The organism is Streptomyces broussonetiae, assembly GCF_009796285.1.
GTDB lineage: Bacteria > Actinomycetota > Actinomycetes > Streptomycetales > Streptomycetaceae > Streptomyces > Streptomyces broussonetiae.
Genome location: NZ_CP047020.1, coordinates 3,513,902 through 3,529,679, shown reverse-complemented (window position 1 = coordinate 3,529,679; position 15,778 = coordinate 3,513,902). Strand labels below are relative to the sequence as shown.

Here is a 15,778-nt window from a genome sequence, read left to right as displayed (position 1 = left end):
GGCCCCGTAACCTTGACCGTCGGCGTGTCACTGAGCGCGCCACATCCCCGTAAACCTTTTCCTCCCGGGCGCACTGCGGGCCGGGAGAGGTCGCCCGTGTGTTGTTGGCGGCTGGCCTGCGGGGGTGCCGGTTCTGAACGAGCGAAAGAGAGTCCGCGTGTACGCCATCGTGCGCAGCGGTGGTCGCCAGCACAAGGTTGCTGTCGGCGACATCGTTGAGGTTGACAAGATTTCCACCGCCAAGGTTGGCGACACGGTCGAGCTCTCGACCCTGCTCGTTGTCGATGGCGACGCTGTGACCAGCGACCCGTGGGTGCTGGCCGGCATCAAGGTCCAGGCCGAGGTCGTGGACCACCACAAGGGCCAGAAGATCGACATTCTGCGCTACAAGAACAAGACCGGCTACCGCCGTCGGCAGGGCCACCGCCAGCAGTACACGGCGATCAAGGTCACGTCGATCCCCACGGCTGCGAAGTAAGGGACTGAGGAGACATGGCACACAAGAAGGGCGCATCGTCCACCCGGAACGGTCGCGACTCCAATGCCCAGCGGCTCGGCGTGAAGCGCTTCGGCGGTCAGGTCGTGAACGCGGGTGAGATCCTGGTCCGCCAGCGCGGCACCCACTTCCACCCCGGCGCCGGTGTCGGCCGTGGCGGCGACGACACGCTGTTCGCCCTCCAGGCCGGTGCGGTGGAGTTCGGTACCCACCGTGGCCGCAAGGTCGTGAACATCGTTCCGGTCGCCTGAATCGTCTGATCGACAGCTGATTCAGCACTGAACGCTTTCGCGAGGCGGACCTCACTTCCCGATCGGGAAGGCGGGTCCGCCTTTCGCGTGTTATGCGTGTTGAAGAGAGAAAATCCGTACTTCTGGAGGCACTGAACCATGACCACCTTCGTGGACCGCGTCGAGCTGCATGTCGCCGCGGGTAACGGAGGTCACGGCTGTGCCTCCGTCCACCGTGAGAAGTTCAAGCCGCTCGGCGGCCCGGACGGCGGCAACGGCGGCCGGGGTGGCGACGTCATCCTCACCGTCGACCAGTCCGTGACGACACTGCTCGACTACCACCACTCGCCGCACCGCAAGGCCACCAACGGCAAGCCCGGCGAGGGCGGCAACCGGGCGGGGAAGGACGGGCAGGACCTGGTCCTCCCCGTGCCGGACGGAACCGTTGTCCTCGACAAGGCGGGCAACGTCCTCGCCGACCTGGTCGGGCACGGGACCTCGTACATCGCCGCGCAGGGCGGCCGGGGCGGGCTCGGCAACGCGGCGCTGGCCTCCGCCCGCCGCAAGGCGCCCGGCTTCGCGCTGCTCGGCGAGCCCGGTGACCTCCAGGACGTCGTGCTGGAGCTCAAGACCGTCGCCGACGTGGCTCTCGTCGGGTACCCCAGCGCCGGCAAGTCCTCGCTGATCTCCGTGCTCAGCGCGGCCAAGCCCAAGATCGCCGACTACCCCTTCACGACCCTCGTCCCGAACCTCGGTGTCGTGACGGCCGGTTCGACCGTCTACACCGTCGCCGACGTGCCCGGTCTGATCCCGGGCGCCAGCCAGGGCAGGGGACTGGGCCTGGAGTTCCTGCGCCACGTGGAGCGGTGCAGCGTGCTGGTGCACGTGCTGGACACCGCGACCCTGGAGTCCGAGCGTGACCCGCTCTCCGACCTCGATGTCATCGAGGCCGAGCTGCGGGAGTACGGCGGCCTCGACAACCGGCCCCGGATCGTCGTCCTGAACAAGGTCGACGTGCCGGACGGCAAGGACCTCGCCGAGATGGTCCGCCCCGACCTGGAGGCGCGCGGCTACCGCGTCTTCGAGGTGTCGGCCGTCGCCCACATCGGGCTGCGCGAGCTGTCGTTCGCGCTCGCCGAGCTGGTCGCCAGGGCACGGGCCGCGAAGCCCAAGGAGGAGGCGACCCGGATCGTCATCCGGCCCAAGGCCGTGGACGACGCCGGTTTCACGGTCACCTCCGAGGAGTTCGGCGGCGAGCCGCTGTTCCGGGTGCGCGGCGAGAAGCCCGAGCGCTGGGTCCGCCAGACCGACTTCAACAACGACGAGGCCGTGGGCTACCTCGCCGACCGTCTCAACCGCCTCGGCGTGGAAGAGGCGTTGATGAAGGCGGGCGCCCGCACCGGCGACGGCGTCGCCATCGGCCCCGAGGAGAACGCGGTCGTCTTCGACTGGGAGCCGTCGGTCATGGCGGGTGCGGAGATGCTCGGCCGCCGTGGCGAGGACCACCGCCTCGACACGGAGCGGCCCGCGGCGCAGCGCCGCAGGGACAAGCAGGCCGAGCGGGACGAGGCCCTGCGCGAGTACGACGAGTTCGATCCCTTCGAGTAGAGCTGCTGCGAGGCCGGTGAACGTGCCGCCTGGGGGCCGGCGCCCCCAGGCACCGGCTCGGGCCCGTCGTGTCCCGAACCCGGCCGCCGAGTCCGTGTGGGTGTCCGTGGACTGCGCCCGGACCGCACGTACCGGTACCGCTTCCGGGCCGTCCGGCGTATCTCGCCGTCGCCGGAGACGGACGTGCCGACAGTGGATTTGAGCCGTGGGACTCATCCGGGTCCCACGGCTCTCAGGTAAGTCCTAGGTGCACGCCTTACCGTCCCTTGACCATGGAGAGGGACCGTACGAGGTTTGCCCTGCCCGCGGGGACCCGGCTGCTGCACATCAAACCGCACAAGACCGGGACCATCGCCGCCAGGGCGCGCTGTTCGCCGCGAAGGACCGGCTGGGGGAGTACGACGTCGCGTTCCCCGGCGCACACCCGGCACCCCATGGAGGCCGCCCTCGCCGCCTGCGCCGCTCGTGACGAGGACTGGCTGGAGCACATGCTGCGCAAGCCTCCCTACGAGATGCCCACCCCCAGCTTCTGGCACCGGCACCGGCACGACCGGCTGGTTGAGCGGTGGGCTCGGGTCGTCGGGGCCGACCGGGTCACCGTGGTCGTGGTGGACGACCGCAACCGCGACGGTCTTATGCGCGCGTTCGAGACGCTGCTCGGTTTGCCGGAGAATCTGATCCAGCCCGTTCCCGACGCCTCAAATCGGTCTCTTACCCGGACAGAGTCCGAAATGCTGCGGAATCTCAATGTGGAATTCCGGCGCAATGGGCTGCCCGAAGAGTTGTATTCCTGGCTCGTTCGTAACGGTGCCGTGCCGCATATGAAGAAAGCGTGTGGAACCCTGTCCGCGGAGATGCGGATCGTCACTCCGTGCTGTGCTCTCGAGGCGGCGGGCGCGATCGGTGCCGAGGCGACGGAGCGGATCGCCGCACTGGGCGTACGGGTCCTCGCTGGCCCGGCCCTGCTGTCCGCCGTACCCCGGCAGCCGGACGGAAGCCCGGATGATCTGTGGATATCCCCGGAAACGGCGGCCCGCGCGCTGTGCGGAGCGTTCGCCGCCGTGGCTGGGCGGACCGGCGTGCGCAGTGTGCACCAGACGTCTCCGAAGGAACTGGTTCGGGTTCTCGGGCGCCGCTGTCTCAAGCCATTCGGGCAGCGCTGAACGAACCTTACGGAATTCTGTGAGAGGCCTGTGCACCTACTCACAGGAAATTCACGGGTGTTCGTCGGTCCGTACCCAGTCACCGCGCGTACAAGGTGAATGACAGGTTGCGCTCTCATATGCATGAAATGTCGCTCGTCTTGCATTCTCCTTACCAAGAGTGGGAGCCTTTCGCGGCCCCCATTCCCCCCAAGGTAGGTCACCTGTGTCCCAGCACATAGCCAAGCCCCGTACCACCGCAGTGATCCTGGCCGGTGGCACCGGTCAGCGGGTGGGGCTGTCGATCCCCAAGCAGCTGCTGAAGATCGCCGGCAAGGCAGTCATCGAGCACACCCTGGCCACCTTCGAGAAGGCCGAGTCGATCGACGACGTCATCGTGCTGATGGCACAGGGCTACGTCCCGGACGTCGAGAGGATCGTCGACAGGGCCGGCTTCACCAAGGTGAAGAAGATCGTCGAGGGCGGCAACACGCGGAACGAGACCACCGAGCGTGCCATCGAGGCGCTCGGCGAGGGCCTGGCCGACGGCGAGGACCGCAAGGTCCTCTTCCACGACGCCGTACGTCCGCTGCTCTCGCGGCGCGTCATCGACGACTGCGTGACCGCGCTGGAGCGTTACCAGGCCGTCGACGTCGCCATCCCGTCCGCGGACACCATCATCGTCACGCGCACCCACGGCGGGGACGGCGAGTTCATCACCGAGATCCCGGACCGCTCCCGGCTGCGCCGCGGCCAGACCCTGCAGGCCTTCAAGCTGTCCACGATCCGCCGTGCCTACGAGGTCGCCGCCGGTGACCCCAACTTCCAGGCCACGGACGACTGCTCCGTCGTGCTCAAGTACCTGCCGGACGTGCCGATCCACGTCGTCGCGGGTGACGAGTACAACATGAAGGTGACACAGCCGGTCGACGTCTTCATCACCGACAAGCTGTTCCAGCTCGCCTCCACCGCCGCGCCCGAGCAGAAGGGCGAGGACGCCTACCGTGAACTCCTCACCGGCAGGACGCTAGTCGTCTTCGGCGGTTCCTACGGCATCGGCCAGGACATCGCCGAACTGGCCCAGTCCTACGGTGCCGACGTCTACGCGCTCGGCCGCTCCACCACCGGCACCCACGTGGAGAACCCGGAGGAGGTCGACGACGCGCTGTCCAGGGCGTACGCGGAGACCGGCCGGATCGACTACGTCGTCAACACCGCGGGCGTACTGCGCATCGGCAGGCTCGCCGAGACCGACAACGCCACCATCGAGGAGGCGCTGAAGGTCAACTACGCGGCCCCGGTGCAGATCGCGCGCTCCTCCTACAAGTACCTGGCGGAGACCGGCGGCCAGCTGCTGCTCTACACCTCCAGCAGCTACACCCGCGGCCGCGCCGAGTACTCGCTGTACTCCTCCACCAAGGCCGCCATGGTGAATCTCACCCAGGCGCTGTCCGACGAGTGGGCCGGCGACGGTATCCGCGTCAACTGCGTCAACCCCGAGCGCACCGCCACCCCGATGCGCACCAAGGCCTTCGGTCAGGAGCTGACGGACTCGCTGCTCTCCTCCGAGGCCGTGGCCCGCACCTCGCTGGACGTGCTGCTGTCGGAGCTGACCGGCCATGTCGTCGACGTCCGCCGGCAGGACCCGACCGCCGGTGCCGCCGAGGCCTCCGGCTTCGCGCAGGCGCTGGCCTCGGTGCTGGACCGTCAGGACGGCGTTTGATCATCACAAGTAGACATTCTTGGTGAATTCAGGCCTTTGTCGCTGCTCATTCGCCGGGTGTTGACAGAGGCCTGACCCGTAAATTCCAGAATTAAATGCCACCCCACAGGCATTGTCGATAAAACCGGCATTCCCCCCTCCCTGAGCAGGTTTCTCCGTGATATCCACCGCTATTCGCGTCGCCCGGGTGGGCAGCGCGGCCGAGCTGACCGCGGCGGCCCTCATGGTCCTGGGCTTCCCGGGGCTCATGCTGACCGCGCTCGTCCCGAGCATTCCCGCCTTCGCCGCCCTGGCCGCCGTGACGTACCTGGCGGACCACTATCTGCATCGCAAGGGCAGCTACCTGATCAACCGCCTCAGCAAGATCCGGGCGGGTCTGTCGATCCGCTTCCTGATCCGGCAGCTGCTGCTGATCCTGCTGCTGGCCCGCCTGTCCGACGCGGACGACCTGATCTTCTACGGCGCGGTCGCCTGCTTCATAGCCCTGTACGGCCTGCAGGCCCCGCACGGCGCGCTGGTCACCCTCATCCGCAACCGCCGCAGGATGCCGGTCGCCACCCGCAACATCGACCTGACGTCGCGCATCCGCATCCCGGACGCCCCGCCGCGCCGTCTGCTGCGCCGCAGCGCGGAGAAGATGCTCCACCTCGACCTGTTCGCCGTGATCGGCATCCTGGTCTCGGCCGAGCTGGACTCCGCGACCGCCGTCGGCTTCACCGGCATCGGGCTGACCCTCGGCCTCGGTGTGCTGTACGTCCTCGTGGTCGTGCCGTACATCCGCGGCAACAGGATCCCGCCGAGGGCCGACGTCGTCCTTGCCGCCGTCGACGACTGGCTGGCCGGGTACAAGCCCGGGACGGTGCTGTACTTCTCCGGCTCCAAGGACTCCGCGTACCAGGTCGACATGTGGCTGGAGACGATGGAGCAGCTGCAGAGCCGGCCGCTGATCATCCTGCGCGAGCGCGCCATCCTGAACAGCCTCGCCCCGACCACGGTCCCCGTCATCTGCGTGCCCGGAGGGGTGCACCTGATGAACCTGGACCTGTCGACCGTGGGCGTGGCGCTGTACGCCGCCAACGTCGGCAAGAACATCCACCTCTTGCGCGTGCCCACCATGAAGCACGTCTTCATCGGCCACGGCGACAGCGACAAGCTCGCCAGCGTCAACCCGTACAGCAAGGTCTACGACGAGGTGTGGACCGCGGGCCGCGCGGGCCGTGACCGCTACGCCGTCGCCGACGTCGGTGTCCGCGACGACGACATCGTGGAGGTCGGCCGCCCGCAGCTGGCGCCGATCCAGACCTGGCGCGGCGTGCCCGAGGGGCGTGTCCCGACCGTGCTCTACGCGCCGACCTGGGAGGGCTGGGACGGCGACCCGGGCAACACCTCGATCGTCCTCGCCGGCGAGCACATCGTGAGCAGGCTGATCGCGGCGAACCCGCCGGTCCGCGTCCTGTACAAGCCGCACCCGTTCACCGGCACGGTCAGCAAGGAGGCCGGTGCCGCGCACAAGCGGATCACCGCGCTGGTCGAGAAGGCCGCCGCCGAGCGCGCCGCCGACCCGCGCTTCACCGCCGACAAGGCCACCGAGGACAGGGCGAAGTCGGACCTGGCCCGGATCGAGGCCCGGATCGCCGAGCTGGCCGGCAAGGGCGGGGACAAGGGCGACGAGGCCGAGGCCACCCGTGACGGCGTCGTCGACGTGGCGAAGCACGAGGAGATCGCCCAGCTGCGCGCCGAGTGGAACGCCGCCTACTGGCGCTCCTTCCCTGCGTACGAGCACCGCGTCATCGGGGGAGCCGAGCCGCGCCTGTACGACTGCTTCAACGTCTCCGACGCGATGGTCTCCGACATCTCCTCCGTCGTCTCCGACTTCATCGCGAGTGGCAAGCCGTACGCGGTCACCGACTCCGGCGAGCTGGGCCACGAGGAGTTCAGGCGGCAGAACACGGCCGTGCGCGCCGCGGTGGTCCTGTCCAACGACGCCGCCGAGCTGGGCGGCCTGCTGGATGCCGTACGCGATCCGTCCGCCGACCCGATGGCGCAGGACCGGGCCGAGCTGAAGCGCTATCTGCTGGGCCCCGACGAGCCGAAGTCGATCGACCGGTTCAACACCGCGGTGGCGAACCTCGCGCTCAGGGCCGAGGCCCGCAATGCCGGGCAGGAGTCCCGGCTGGCTGCCGGGGGCCTGGATCCCGCCGGGCTGAGCAACGCGGTGCCCGGGCAGCGGACCGTGTCGGCCGAGGACCCGGACGGGGTGAACGCGGGCTGACTGTGCCGGGCTGACTGTGCCGGGCCGGGGCCGGTCCCGGGAGCGACGGACGCTGCCGGGACCGGCTTCTTTCCGTTCACTTTCCCCCTGCCGGCCGTTCAGATTTCTTACCGGACGCTCATACTTCGCCCTCCGGGCAAAGGTGAGTAACTCTTACCGGCTCTTGCGTGCCGTGGGATGGCGTCCAGGGTGGCTCTCTCCCTTGCGCGCGGGCAGGCCACGGTAAGGCTGTCCAACAGATTGCGAATAAGGTAAATAGCGGAGAATCTCCTGCGTAAGTGGGAAGCGTGACCGCCGGGACGCGGCCTGAAGCAAGCGGCCGGGGCCGCGGCCCCGGGACGGTGACGGCCTGATCGCCCTCGGGCCCGTCTGCCCCGCCCGCCTCGCGGGGCCGGCGGGCGTAGGCCTGGCCCCCTCCTCGACGGTCAGGACCCTGTCCGGAGGCTGGACCGCGTGCGCGCGGGACGATCCACTTCGCGTAGATTGCCGACCGGGCAGCCGGATGCGCACGCGGGCACGAGGGCCCGGACACGAGGGGACACAGGGCAAGGTGGCAAGGGCAAGGCAGGCCGTGGGCGAAGCCCGCAGGATCGTCGTCAAGGTGGGCTCCTCGTCACTGACCACCGCCGCCGGCGGCCTGGACGCCGACCGTGTCGACGCTCTGGTCGACGTGCTGGCCAAGATCCGCAGCGGCGGGGAGCGGGAGATCGTCCTCGTCTCCTCCGGTGCCATCGCCGCCGGTCTCGCCCCACTGGGCCTGCGCCGCCGCCCCAAGGACCTCGCCCGCCAGCAGGCCGCCGCCAGCGTCGGCCAGGGCCTGCTCGTCGCCCGCTACACCGCATCCTTCGCCCGCTACGGCGTCCGTGTCGGACAGGTTCTGCTCACGTCCGACGACATGAGCCGCCGCGCCCACCACCGCAACGCCTCCCGCACCCTCGACAAGCTCCTCGCGATGGGTGCCTTCCCGATCGTCAACGAGAACGACACCGTCGCCACCGACGAGATCCGCTTCGGCGACAACGACCGCCTCGCCGCTCTCGTCGCCCACCTCGTCCACGCCGACCTGCTCGTCCTCCTCTCCGACATCGACGGCGTCTACGACGGCGACCCGAGCAGGCCCGGCACCTCGCGGGTGGCGCAGGTGAAGGGGCCCGAGGACCTCGCGGGCGTCGAGATCGGCAGCGCGGGCAAGGCCGGTGTCGGCACCGGTGGCATGGTCACCAAGGTCGAGGCCGCCCGGATCGCGGCCGCGGCCGGCATCCCCGTGGTCCTCACCAGTGCCGTGCACGCGGCGGAGGCCCTGAACGGCGGCGACACCGGCACCTACTTCCACCCCACCGGCAAGCGCTCCGCCGACCGGCTGCTGTGGCTCCAGCACGCCTCCACCCCACAGGGCGCGCTCATCCTCGACGACGGCGCCGTCGAGGCCGTCGTCAAGGGCCGCAAGTCGCTGCTGCCCGCTGGAATCGCCGCCGTGGAGGGCGAGTTCAGCGCCGGCGACCCCGTCGAACTGCGCGACACGGCGGGCCGCGCGGTGGCCCGGGGGCTCGTCAACTTCGACGCCAAGGAGATCCCCCGGCTGATCGGGCGTTCGACCCGCGAGCTGGCACGCGACCTGGGTCCGGCGTACGAACGCGAGGTCGTACACAGGGACGACCTGGTGCTCCTGCACGCCTGACACTCGCAAAACCGCTCGTAAAACGGGGCGTACGGAACGCCCCCGGTGGGGGACGTTCCGTAAAACCACCACGCGGAGCGCTGCGGCCTGCTCAACTTTGTCTCGGGGACAGGGTGAAAGGACCCTTCCCGTCAAGGGGCCATGCGAGCCATGAAGGAGGCCGTCGTGAGACGAGTGCGCCCTGGTGCGACGTCCCGTGGTGCTCTGACGAGCGTCGCGGCCGGGGACACCTTCGAGGAGCCCAGGGACCTGCCCCGGCTGTGGCACGTCACCCTCAGCGTCTCCGGGGAGCACGTCCCGCTGCCCGACCTGCGCCGGGCCCTGGAACAGCTGGCCCATGACCACCCCTTCCTCCTGACCAGCAGATACGCCACCGATCACGCCGAGATCCGGTACTGGGAAGAGGCCCGCGACCTGCACGACGCGGCCGCCGTCGCGCTGCGCCTGTGGGGCGAGCACCGGCAGAGCGCCGGACTGCCCGCATGGGAGATCGTGGGCCTGGAGGTCATCGACCGCGAGACCTATCACCACCGCATCGCCGAGGGCTACGGCCCGTCGCCCGCGACGCCGGTGGGCGTTCACCCCTTCTGACCTTGTGCAGTCACCTCCGGAGCGTGTCTCGGGGTATGGGATGAGCGGTGACCGGGCCGCCCTGCGCACTACCCTTCCTGCATGACCACGCTCTCGCCGTACGACTCGATGTCCCCGGTCACCCAGGCCGCCTACCGGGCCAAGGCCGCCGCCGCCGACCTCGCGCCGCTGCCGCGTGCCGTGAAGGACGACGCGCTGCTCGCCATCGCCGACGCCCTGGAGGTCCGGACCGTCGAGATCGTCGAGGCCAACGCCAAGGACGTGGCCAAGGCCCGGGAGAGCGGCACCAGCGAGGCCATCGTCGACCGGCTCACCCTCACCCCCGAGCGGGTCCGCGCCATCGCCGCCGACGTCCGTGACGTCGCGAAGCTGCCCGACCCGGTCGGTGAGATCGTCCGCGGCTCCACCCTCCCCAACGGAATCGACCTGCGCCAGGTCCGCGTCCCGCTCGGCGTCGTCGGCATCATCTACGAGGCCCGCCCGAACGTGACCGTCGATGCCGCCGCCCTCTGCCTGAAGTCCGGCAACGCCGTTCTGCTGCGTGGCTCCGCCTCCGCCTACGAGTCCAACGCCGCCCTCGTGCGTGTCATCCGCGACGCCGTCGGCGGCGCCGGGCTGCCCGCCGACGCCGTGCAGCTGGTCCCCGGCGAGAGCCGCGACTCGGTGCGCGAGCTGATGCGCGCCCGCGGCCTGGTCGACGTCCTCATCCCGCGCGGCGGCGCCTCCCTGATCCAGACGGTCGTGAACGAGTCGACCGTCCCGGTGATCGAGACCGGCACCGGCAACTGCCACGTCTACGTCGACGCGGCGGCCGACATCGACATGGCGATCGACATCCTGATCAACTCCAAGGCCCAGCGGGTCAGTGTCTGCAACGCCGCCGAGACCCTCCTGGTCCATCAGGACATCGCCCCCGAGTTCCTGCCGCGCGCCCTGGACGCACTCGCCGAGGCCGGCGTCACCGTGCACGCCGACGAGCGGGTGATGGCCTACGCCAAGGACTCCAAGGCGACCGTCGTGGAGGCCGTGGCCGAGGACTGGGAGACCGAGTACCTCTCCTACGACATCGCCGCCGCTGTCGTCGACTCCCTCGACAGGGCCGTCGAGCACATCCGGCTGTGGACCTCCGGCCACACCGAGGCGATCGTCACCGCCTCCCAGCAGGCTGCCCGCCGCTTCACCCAACTGGTCGACTCCACCACCGTCGCCGTGAACGCCTCCACCCGCTTCACCGACGGCGGCCAGTTCGGCTTCGGCGCCGAGATCGGCATCTCCACCCAGAAGCTCCACGCCCGCGGCCCGATGGGCCTGCCGGAGCTGACCAGCACGAAGTACATCGTCACCGGCGACGGCCACGTACGCCCCTGAATTCACCCGTTCGGGCGTACCCTCCCCGCCGCGACCGTGCGCCCGGGAGGCGTCCGGAAAGCGTCTCAACCGGCGGATGAATTTCCATACCGTCTGCCCAAATTGACCCCCCAGGTCTACTCTGGATGTGTGCCGGAGGACGTGGGGGGCACGCCGTTCCCTGACGGCTGGGAGCCCGACGACGACCACGACCACGGGGTGCCGGACGAAGAGTTCGCCTCCGTGGTCTTCGACGAGGCCTTCGTACAGGCGGCAACGGTCCATGAACCGAGTGCTGTCGAACGCCTCCTGGCTGCCGCACAGGCCAGAGCCGAGGCCTCCGAGGCGGAGGCCCGCCGCGCCCGCGCCCGCAGCGAGCGCTACGACGATCGGTACGACCCCGAGGGGACCGATCTCAGCCAAGATCAGGACGACGACGAACTCGACGACACCTACGTCCTCGACGACGGCCACGGCCCGTTCGCCAGAAAGGTCCGCTGGCACCGCCCCGTGGCCTGGGTGCTCGCCGTCGTGATGGGCATAGGCATGGTCGCGCTGGCCTTCGCCGCCGTCTACCGGGGCGGCTCCTCGGGCGCCCGCGACCGCGTGCCCGCCCCCGCCGCGACCGGCGTGGAACAGGGCAGCTCGACCGCTCCCTCGATCTCCGCCGAAACCTCCCAGCCGGCCGTCTCGGCCGTCCCGCGCACCCCCTGAGCGCCTGCGCCCGCTTCTTGGTGAGCACCTGTCAGAAGTTGTCGTGTACCAGCGCGTTTACCTGGCGCCCCTGAGACCTACTCTGAAGGTATGGGCGGGCCAGGAGACCCACCGGAGGGGACACCCGAGGGCGGCCCCGGAGGTGCGGAGGACGAGTACCGATCCGTCGTTTTCGACGAGTCGTTCGTCCGTGCTGCCCGCCTCCAGGAGTACTCCGCCGAGGAGCGGATGGCCGACCACGCCCCCGCCGTACGCCGCCGCCCGTCCCTGCACCGCAGACTGATCCGGCAACTGCTGGTCCTGATCGTGCTGATCGCCGTTGCCCTGAGCACCGCGGTCTATGTGAGCATCCGCCACCCCTACGACACCCCGCAGGACCGGCACCCCGCCGACCCCCTGCGGATGACGGTGATCCCGCTCGCCCCCACGGGCCAGGTGCCCGGCGCCACCGACGCCGAGAGCCTGTACGCGCACAGCCCCGCCGCCCAGTTCGAGGTCGGCGCCGAGGGGATACCGCTGCCCGCCGCGCGCGGCACCGCCCACTTCTCCGACAGCCAGGTCGTGACCGCGCTCACCGCCGCCAAGGACTACATCGTCCGTTCCTCGCTCTACCCCGAGGTGCTGACAGGCCGTCAGAGCAGCCCCGCCCGCGCCCTCGTCGACGGCGACCAACTCGAGCAGTTCGACCAGAGCTTCGACCACCCGGCGGCCGACGGCCGGCACGCCTCCACCGGCTGGGTGGTCCGCCTCGACCCCGCCCGCGCCCAGCTCGCCGACGACCGGATCCGCGTCCAGGGCGATCTGCAGGCTGTCGAGGCCGACACGGACGCGCTGGAGGTCACTGCAGACCACACCTTCGTCTACGCCCTGCGCCCCGCCGGCGCCCCGGCCGGCGCGCTCGTCTCCCTCTTCACCGTCCGCCGCGCGCTGACCTTCCGCTTCACCCGCGACGACCTGCGCACGCACCAGGTCCAGCTGGTCACGTCCTACGTCCAGGCGGGCCCGCTCGCCTGCGCCGAGGACTCCACGGCGTACCTACGGCCACTGCTCGCCGGGCAGACGGCGCGCAGTGGGGGCCCGGCGGGCACCGACCCGTTCGCCACCGAAAGCCCGGTGGCACTGTGCGGGACCCTGGCCGCCGGGGCCCAGCCGAAGGTGTGAGAGCGGGCCTCTCCTTCCCGGCCCGAGGAGCGACAGCCCTGGGCCGCTGTGGTCCCGGCACCACCGGATCCCATTCGCCGCCGCGGCGGAGCGCCCCTGTGGCGGAAGGAAACGGCCGGTCCCCGTCACGGCGGGATGGGGGCAGCCGAGGGCCGTCATGACGGAGAGGCAACGGCCGGGGTCCGTCGGCCGTCATGGAGGGGAGAGCGCGTCCGGGGTCTGTCGGCCGTCAGACGGGGAGAGCGTCCGAGGGCTGTTGCGGCGGAGAGAGACGCCGAGAGCCGTCGCGTGGCGAGCGCGCGCCGAGCGCCTCCGTCGCGGTGGCGGGAGAGCGCCCGCCGAGCATCTCCGTCGCGGTGGCGGGAGAGCAGCCGCGTGCCTCCGTTCGCGGGAACGGGACGTCAGTCGTCGTCCCGGGGCGGAACGTCCGTGTCCGTCGGGCCTTCCTTCGCCGGCGGCGGGGTCCGGAAGCCGTCGAAGCCGCGCCGCACCCTGCCGCCCAGGTCGCCCGCGCCGCCCGCGAGGTCCGAGACCAGCTTCATCAGCGGGTCCTTGGACGTCTTGACGTCGCTCGCGTAGGCGGCCGCCGACTCGCGGAAGGAGTCGCTGACCGAGGTGTCCTTGTCCCCGTCACGCCGCTCGTAGTGGCCGTCCATGATCCGCTGGAAGTCCCGGGACTCGGACCACTTCTTCAGCTCGGCCGCCCGCACGGTGGTGAACGGATGCGAGCGCGGCAGCACGTTCAGGATCTTCAGCACCGAGTCACGCAGATCGCCCCCCGAGTCGTACTCCTCGGCCTGCTCCAGAAAGGCGTCCACGTTCATCTCGTGCAGATGATTACCGCCCGCGATCTTCATCAGGCCGCGCATCGAGGCCTGCACGTCCTGGCCCACCAGCAGACCCGCGCGGTCCGCGGACAGCTCCGACTTGCGGAACCACTCCCGCAGGGCCGTGATGATCGCCATGACCGCGAAATTGCCCAGCGGGATCCAGGCGACCTTGAGCGCGAGATTGGTCAGGAACAGCAGGATCGTGCGGTACACCGAGTGGCCGGACAGCGCGTGGCCCACCTCATGGCCGACGACCGCGCGCATCTCCTCCTCGTCGAGAAGCTCCACGAGCCCCGTGGTGACCACGATGATCGGCTCGTCCAGGCCGATGCACATGGCGTTCGGCTGCGGGTCCTGGTTGACGTACATCGGCGGGACCTTCTCCAGGTCCAGGATGTAACAGGCGTCCAGGAGCATGTCGTGCAGATGCTGGAACTGCCGCTCGGAGACACGCACCGAGTCGGACAGGAACAGGAGCCTCAGGCTCCGCTCCGGCAGCAGCCCGCTGAGCGCCTTGAAGACGGTGTCGAAGCCGCTCAGCTTGCGCAGCGCGACCAGGGCCGAGCGGTCGGCGGGATGCTCATAGGCGCGTGAGGAGATACCGGGGAAGCGCCTGCGCTGCCTGCTCGGCACGCGCTCGTGCCCCGTGTGCTGCTGGCCGTCGTCGGACATGTCTTCCCCCATGTGCGTGTGAGTGTCCACTGTGCCCCCGAGGTAGGGCCCAGCCTAGGCGGAGATACCGTGGACGGGCAGTACAGCCGAAGGAGTCCACGATGGATCACCACCCCGCAGCCACCTGGCTGACCGAGGCCGCCGCGAGCGCCGTCCAGCAGCACGGGACGGGGAATCTGCTCCGCATCGTGCTGGTCGTGATGGTTCTGGGCTGTGTACTGACCGCCTGGTTCCTGTTGCGCGGCTACAAGCAGAAGGACGACTGACGGACGGTCGAAGTTCCCCGCCGGTCGCCGGCGGATCGCCCCTGCGGCCCCAATGGCGGAGTCGGCGTGATCGCCGCCGGGACTCCCGCATACGATGAGCCGACATCTTTATCCCGCCCACACGCGTTAGGTCCTGCCGAAGATGAGCCTTCACAGCGCCGCAGCCCAGATGGTCACCCTCGCCGAAGCCGAGGGCGGCCACCACAACAGCCTCAACCCGGCAATCACCGGCGGCGGTGCCTTCATCATCCTGCTGCTCCTGCTGTGGATCACCACCCGTTTCAACCGCGACCGCTGAGCCCGGACCCGTCCCCGGCGGGAGGCTTCAGGCCGGGCCGGTAGGGTCTGCACGCATGGGAGAGCAGGACATGCCTACCGGTCCGGTGTTCGAGACCGCCGACGCCATGGCGCAGTACCCGCCGTACCGGCCGGGCCGCGGCCCCGCGCACACGGGCAAGCGACGCCTGGGCGTCATGGGCGGAACGTTTGACCCGATCCACCACGGGCACCTCGTGGCGGCCAGCGAGGTCGCCGCGCAGTTCCAGCTGGACGAGGTGGTGTTCGTGCCCACCGGCGAGCCGTGGCAGAAGTCCCACCGCAAGGTTTCCCCGGCCGAGGACCGCTATTTGATGACGGTCATCGCGACCGCCGAGAACCCCCAGTTCTCCGTCAGTCGCATCGACATCGACCGCGGCGGCCCCACCTACACCGTGGACACCCTGCGCGACCTGCGCGCCCTCAACCCCGACACCGACCTGTTCTTCATCACCGGTGCCGACGCGCTCGCCCAGCTGCTCACCTGGCGCGACAGCGAGGAGCTGTTCTCCCTTGCGCACTTCATCGGCGTCACCCGTCCCGGTCACCATCTGACCGACCCGGGTCTGCCGGAGGGCGGCGTCTCGCTGGTCGAGGTTCCCGCGCTCGCCATCTCCTCCACAGACTGCCGTGCGAGAGTCGCCAAGGGAGACCCCATCTGGTACATGGTGCCGGACGGAGTCGTGCGCTACATCGACAAGCGCGAGCTGTACCGCGGCGAGTGAGCCGAGAG

The 15,778-nt window shown here is 69.8% G+C and carries 15 protein-coding genes; 14 read left to right on the top strand and 1 reads right to left on the bottom strand.

Features of this window, described 5'->3' with window-relative positions; genetic code table 11:
• Positions 1-157 precede the first annotated feature (157 nt).
• The 11 genes from rplU to GQF42_RS16300 all read left to right on the top strand — a co-directional run bounded on the left by rplU (position 158) and on the right by GQF42_RS16300 (position 12,962).
• A complete protein-coding gene (gene rplU, locus GQF42_RS16350; RefSeq protein ID WP_009188585.1) occupies positions 158-478 on the top strand; it encodes a 50S ribosomal protein L21 in 321 nt (106 codons plus the stop codon).
• Between the two features lie 14 nt (positions 479-492).
• A complete protein-coding gene (gene rpmA, locus GQF42_RS16345; protein ID WP_023550764.1) occupies positions 493-747 on the top strand; it encodes a 50S ribosomal protein L27 in 255 nt (84 codons plus the stop codon).
• 138 nt (positions 748-885) lie between these two features.
• On the top strand, positions 886-2,334 hold the full coding sequence (gene obgE, locus GQF42_RS16340) for a GTPase ObgE (protein WP_158920541.1): 1,449 nt from the start codon (positions 886-888) through the stop codon (positions 2,332-2,334).
• Between the two features lie 434 nt (positions 2,335-2,768).
• Entirely contained in the window at positions 2,769-3,497 is a 729-nt protein-coding gene (locus GQF42_RS16335; protein ID WP_233273363.1) for a hypothetical protein, read from the top strand.
• Between the two features lie 205 nt (positions 3,498-3,702).
• Positions 3,703-5,199 (top strand): bifunctional cytidylyltransferase/SDR family oxidoreductase, encoded by a 1,497-nt coding sequence (locus tag GQF42_RS16330; protein WP_158920537.1) that lies wholly within the window; start codon positions 3,703-3,705, stop codon positions 5,197-5,199.
• Between the two features lie 157 nt (positions 5,200-5,356).
• Positions 5,357-7,471 carry a CDP-glycerol glycerophosphotransferase family protein gene (locus tag GQF42_RS16325; RefSeq protein WP_233273362.1) on the top strand — a complete coding sequence of 705 codons (2,115 nt, stop codon included), beginning with the start codon at positions 5,357-5,359 and terminating at the stop codon, positions 7,469-7,471.
• Between the two features lie 571 nt (positions 7,472-8,042).
• Complete coding sequence (gene proB, locus GQF42_RS16320) at positions 8,043-9,149, top strand: glutamate 5-kinase (protein ID WP_158930216.1); 1,107 nt, start codon at positions 8,043-8,045, stop codon at positions 9,147-9,149.
• Between the two features lie 165 nt (positions 9,150-9,314).
• A complete protein-coding gene (locus GQF42_RS16315; RefSeq protein ID WP_158920535.1) occupies positions 9,315-9,740 on the top strand; it encodes a hypothetical protein in 426 nt (141 codons plus the stop codon).
• 81 nt (positions 9,741-9,821) lie between these two features.
• The gene (locus GQF42_RS16310; RefSeq protein WP_158920533.1) at positions 9,822-11,108 is read left to right on the top strand and encodes a glutamate-5-semialdehyde dehydrogenase; all 1,287 of its coding nucleotides are present in this window, start codon (positions 9,822-9,824) and stop codon (positions 11,106-11,108) included.
• A 129-nt stretch (positions 11,109-11,237) separates the two neighbouring features.
• Positions 11,238-11,801, top strand: coding sequence for an SCO2584 family spore wall biosynthesis protein (locus GQF42_RS16305; protein ID WP_158920531.1), 564 nt, complete (start codon positions 11,238-11,240; stop codon positions 11,799-11,801).
• Between the two features lie 90 nt (positions 11,802-11,891).
• Complete coding sequence (locus GQF42_RS16300; protein WP_158920529.1) at positions 11,892-12,962, top strand: SCO2583 family membrane protein; 1,071 nt, start codon at positions 11,892-11,894, stop codon at positions 12,960-12,962.
• A gap of 401 nt (positions 12,963-13,363) precedes the next feature.
• Here the strand turns inward: GQF42_RS16300 and GQF42_RS16295 are convergent, their stop codons facing one another.
• Positions 13,364-14,464 carry a M48 family metallopeptidase gene (locus GQF42_RS16295; RefSeq protein WP_158920527.1) on the bottom strand — a complete coding sequence of 367 codons (1,101 nt, stop codon included), beginning with the start codon at positions 14,462-14,464 and terminating at the stop codon, positions 13,364-13,366.
• A gap of 101 nt (positions 14,465-14,565) precedes the next feature.
• On the opposite strand from GQF42_RS16295, the gene GQF42_RS44960 reads away from it, so the two are divergent.
• From GQF42_RS44960 to nadD, 3 genes are all read left to right on the top strand, one after another.
• Positions 14,566-14,730, top strand: a complete 165-nt coding sequence (locus GQF42_RS44960) for a hypothetical protein (RefSeq protein WP_199272701.1) — start codon at positions 14,566-14,568, stop codon at positions 14,728-14,730.
• 142 nt (positions 14,731-14,872) lie between these two features.
• Positions 14,873-15,028 carry a hypothetical protein gene (locus tag GQF42_RS44955; RefSeq protein WP_199272700.1) on the top strand — a complete coding sequence of 52 codons (156 nt, stop codon included), beginning with the start codon at positions 14,873-14,875 and terminating at the stop codon, positions 15,026-15,028.
• Between the two features lie 55 nt (positions 15,029-15,083).
• A complete protein-coding gene (nadD, locus tag GQF42_RS16290) occupies positions 15,084-15,770 on the top strand; it encodes a nicotinate-nucleotide adenylyltransferase (protein WP_375992466.1) in 687 nt (228 codons plus the stop codon).
• The last annotated feature ends 8 nt before the right edge of the window (positions 15,771-15,778 follow it).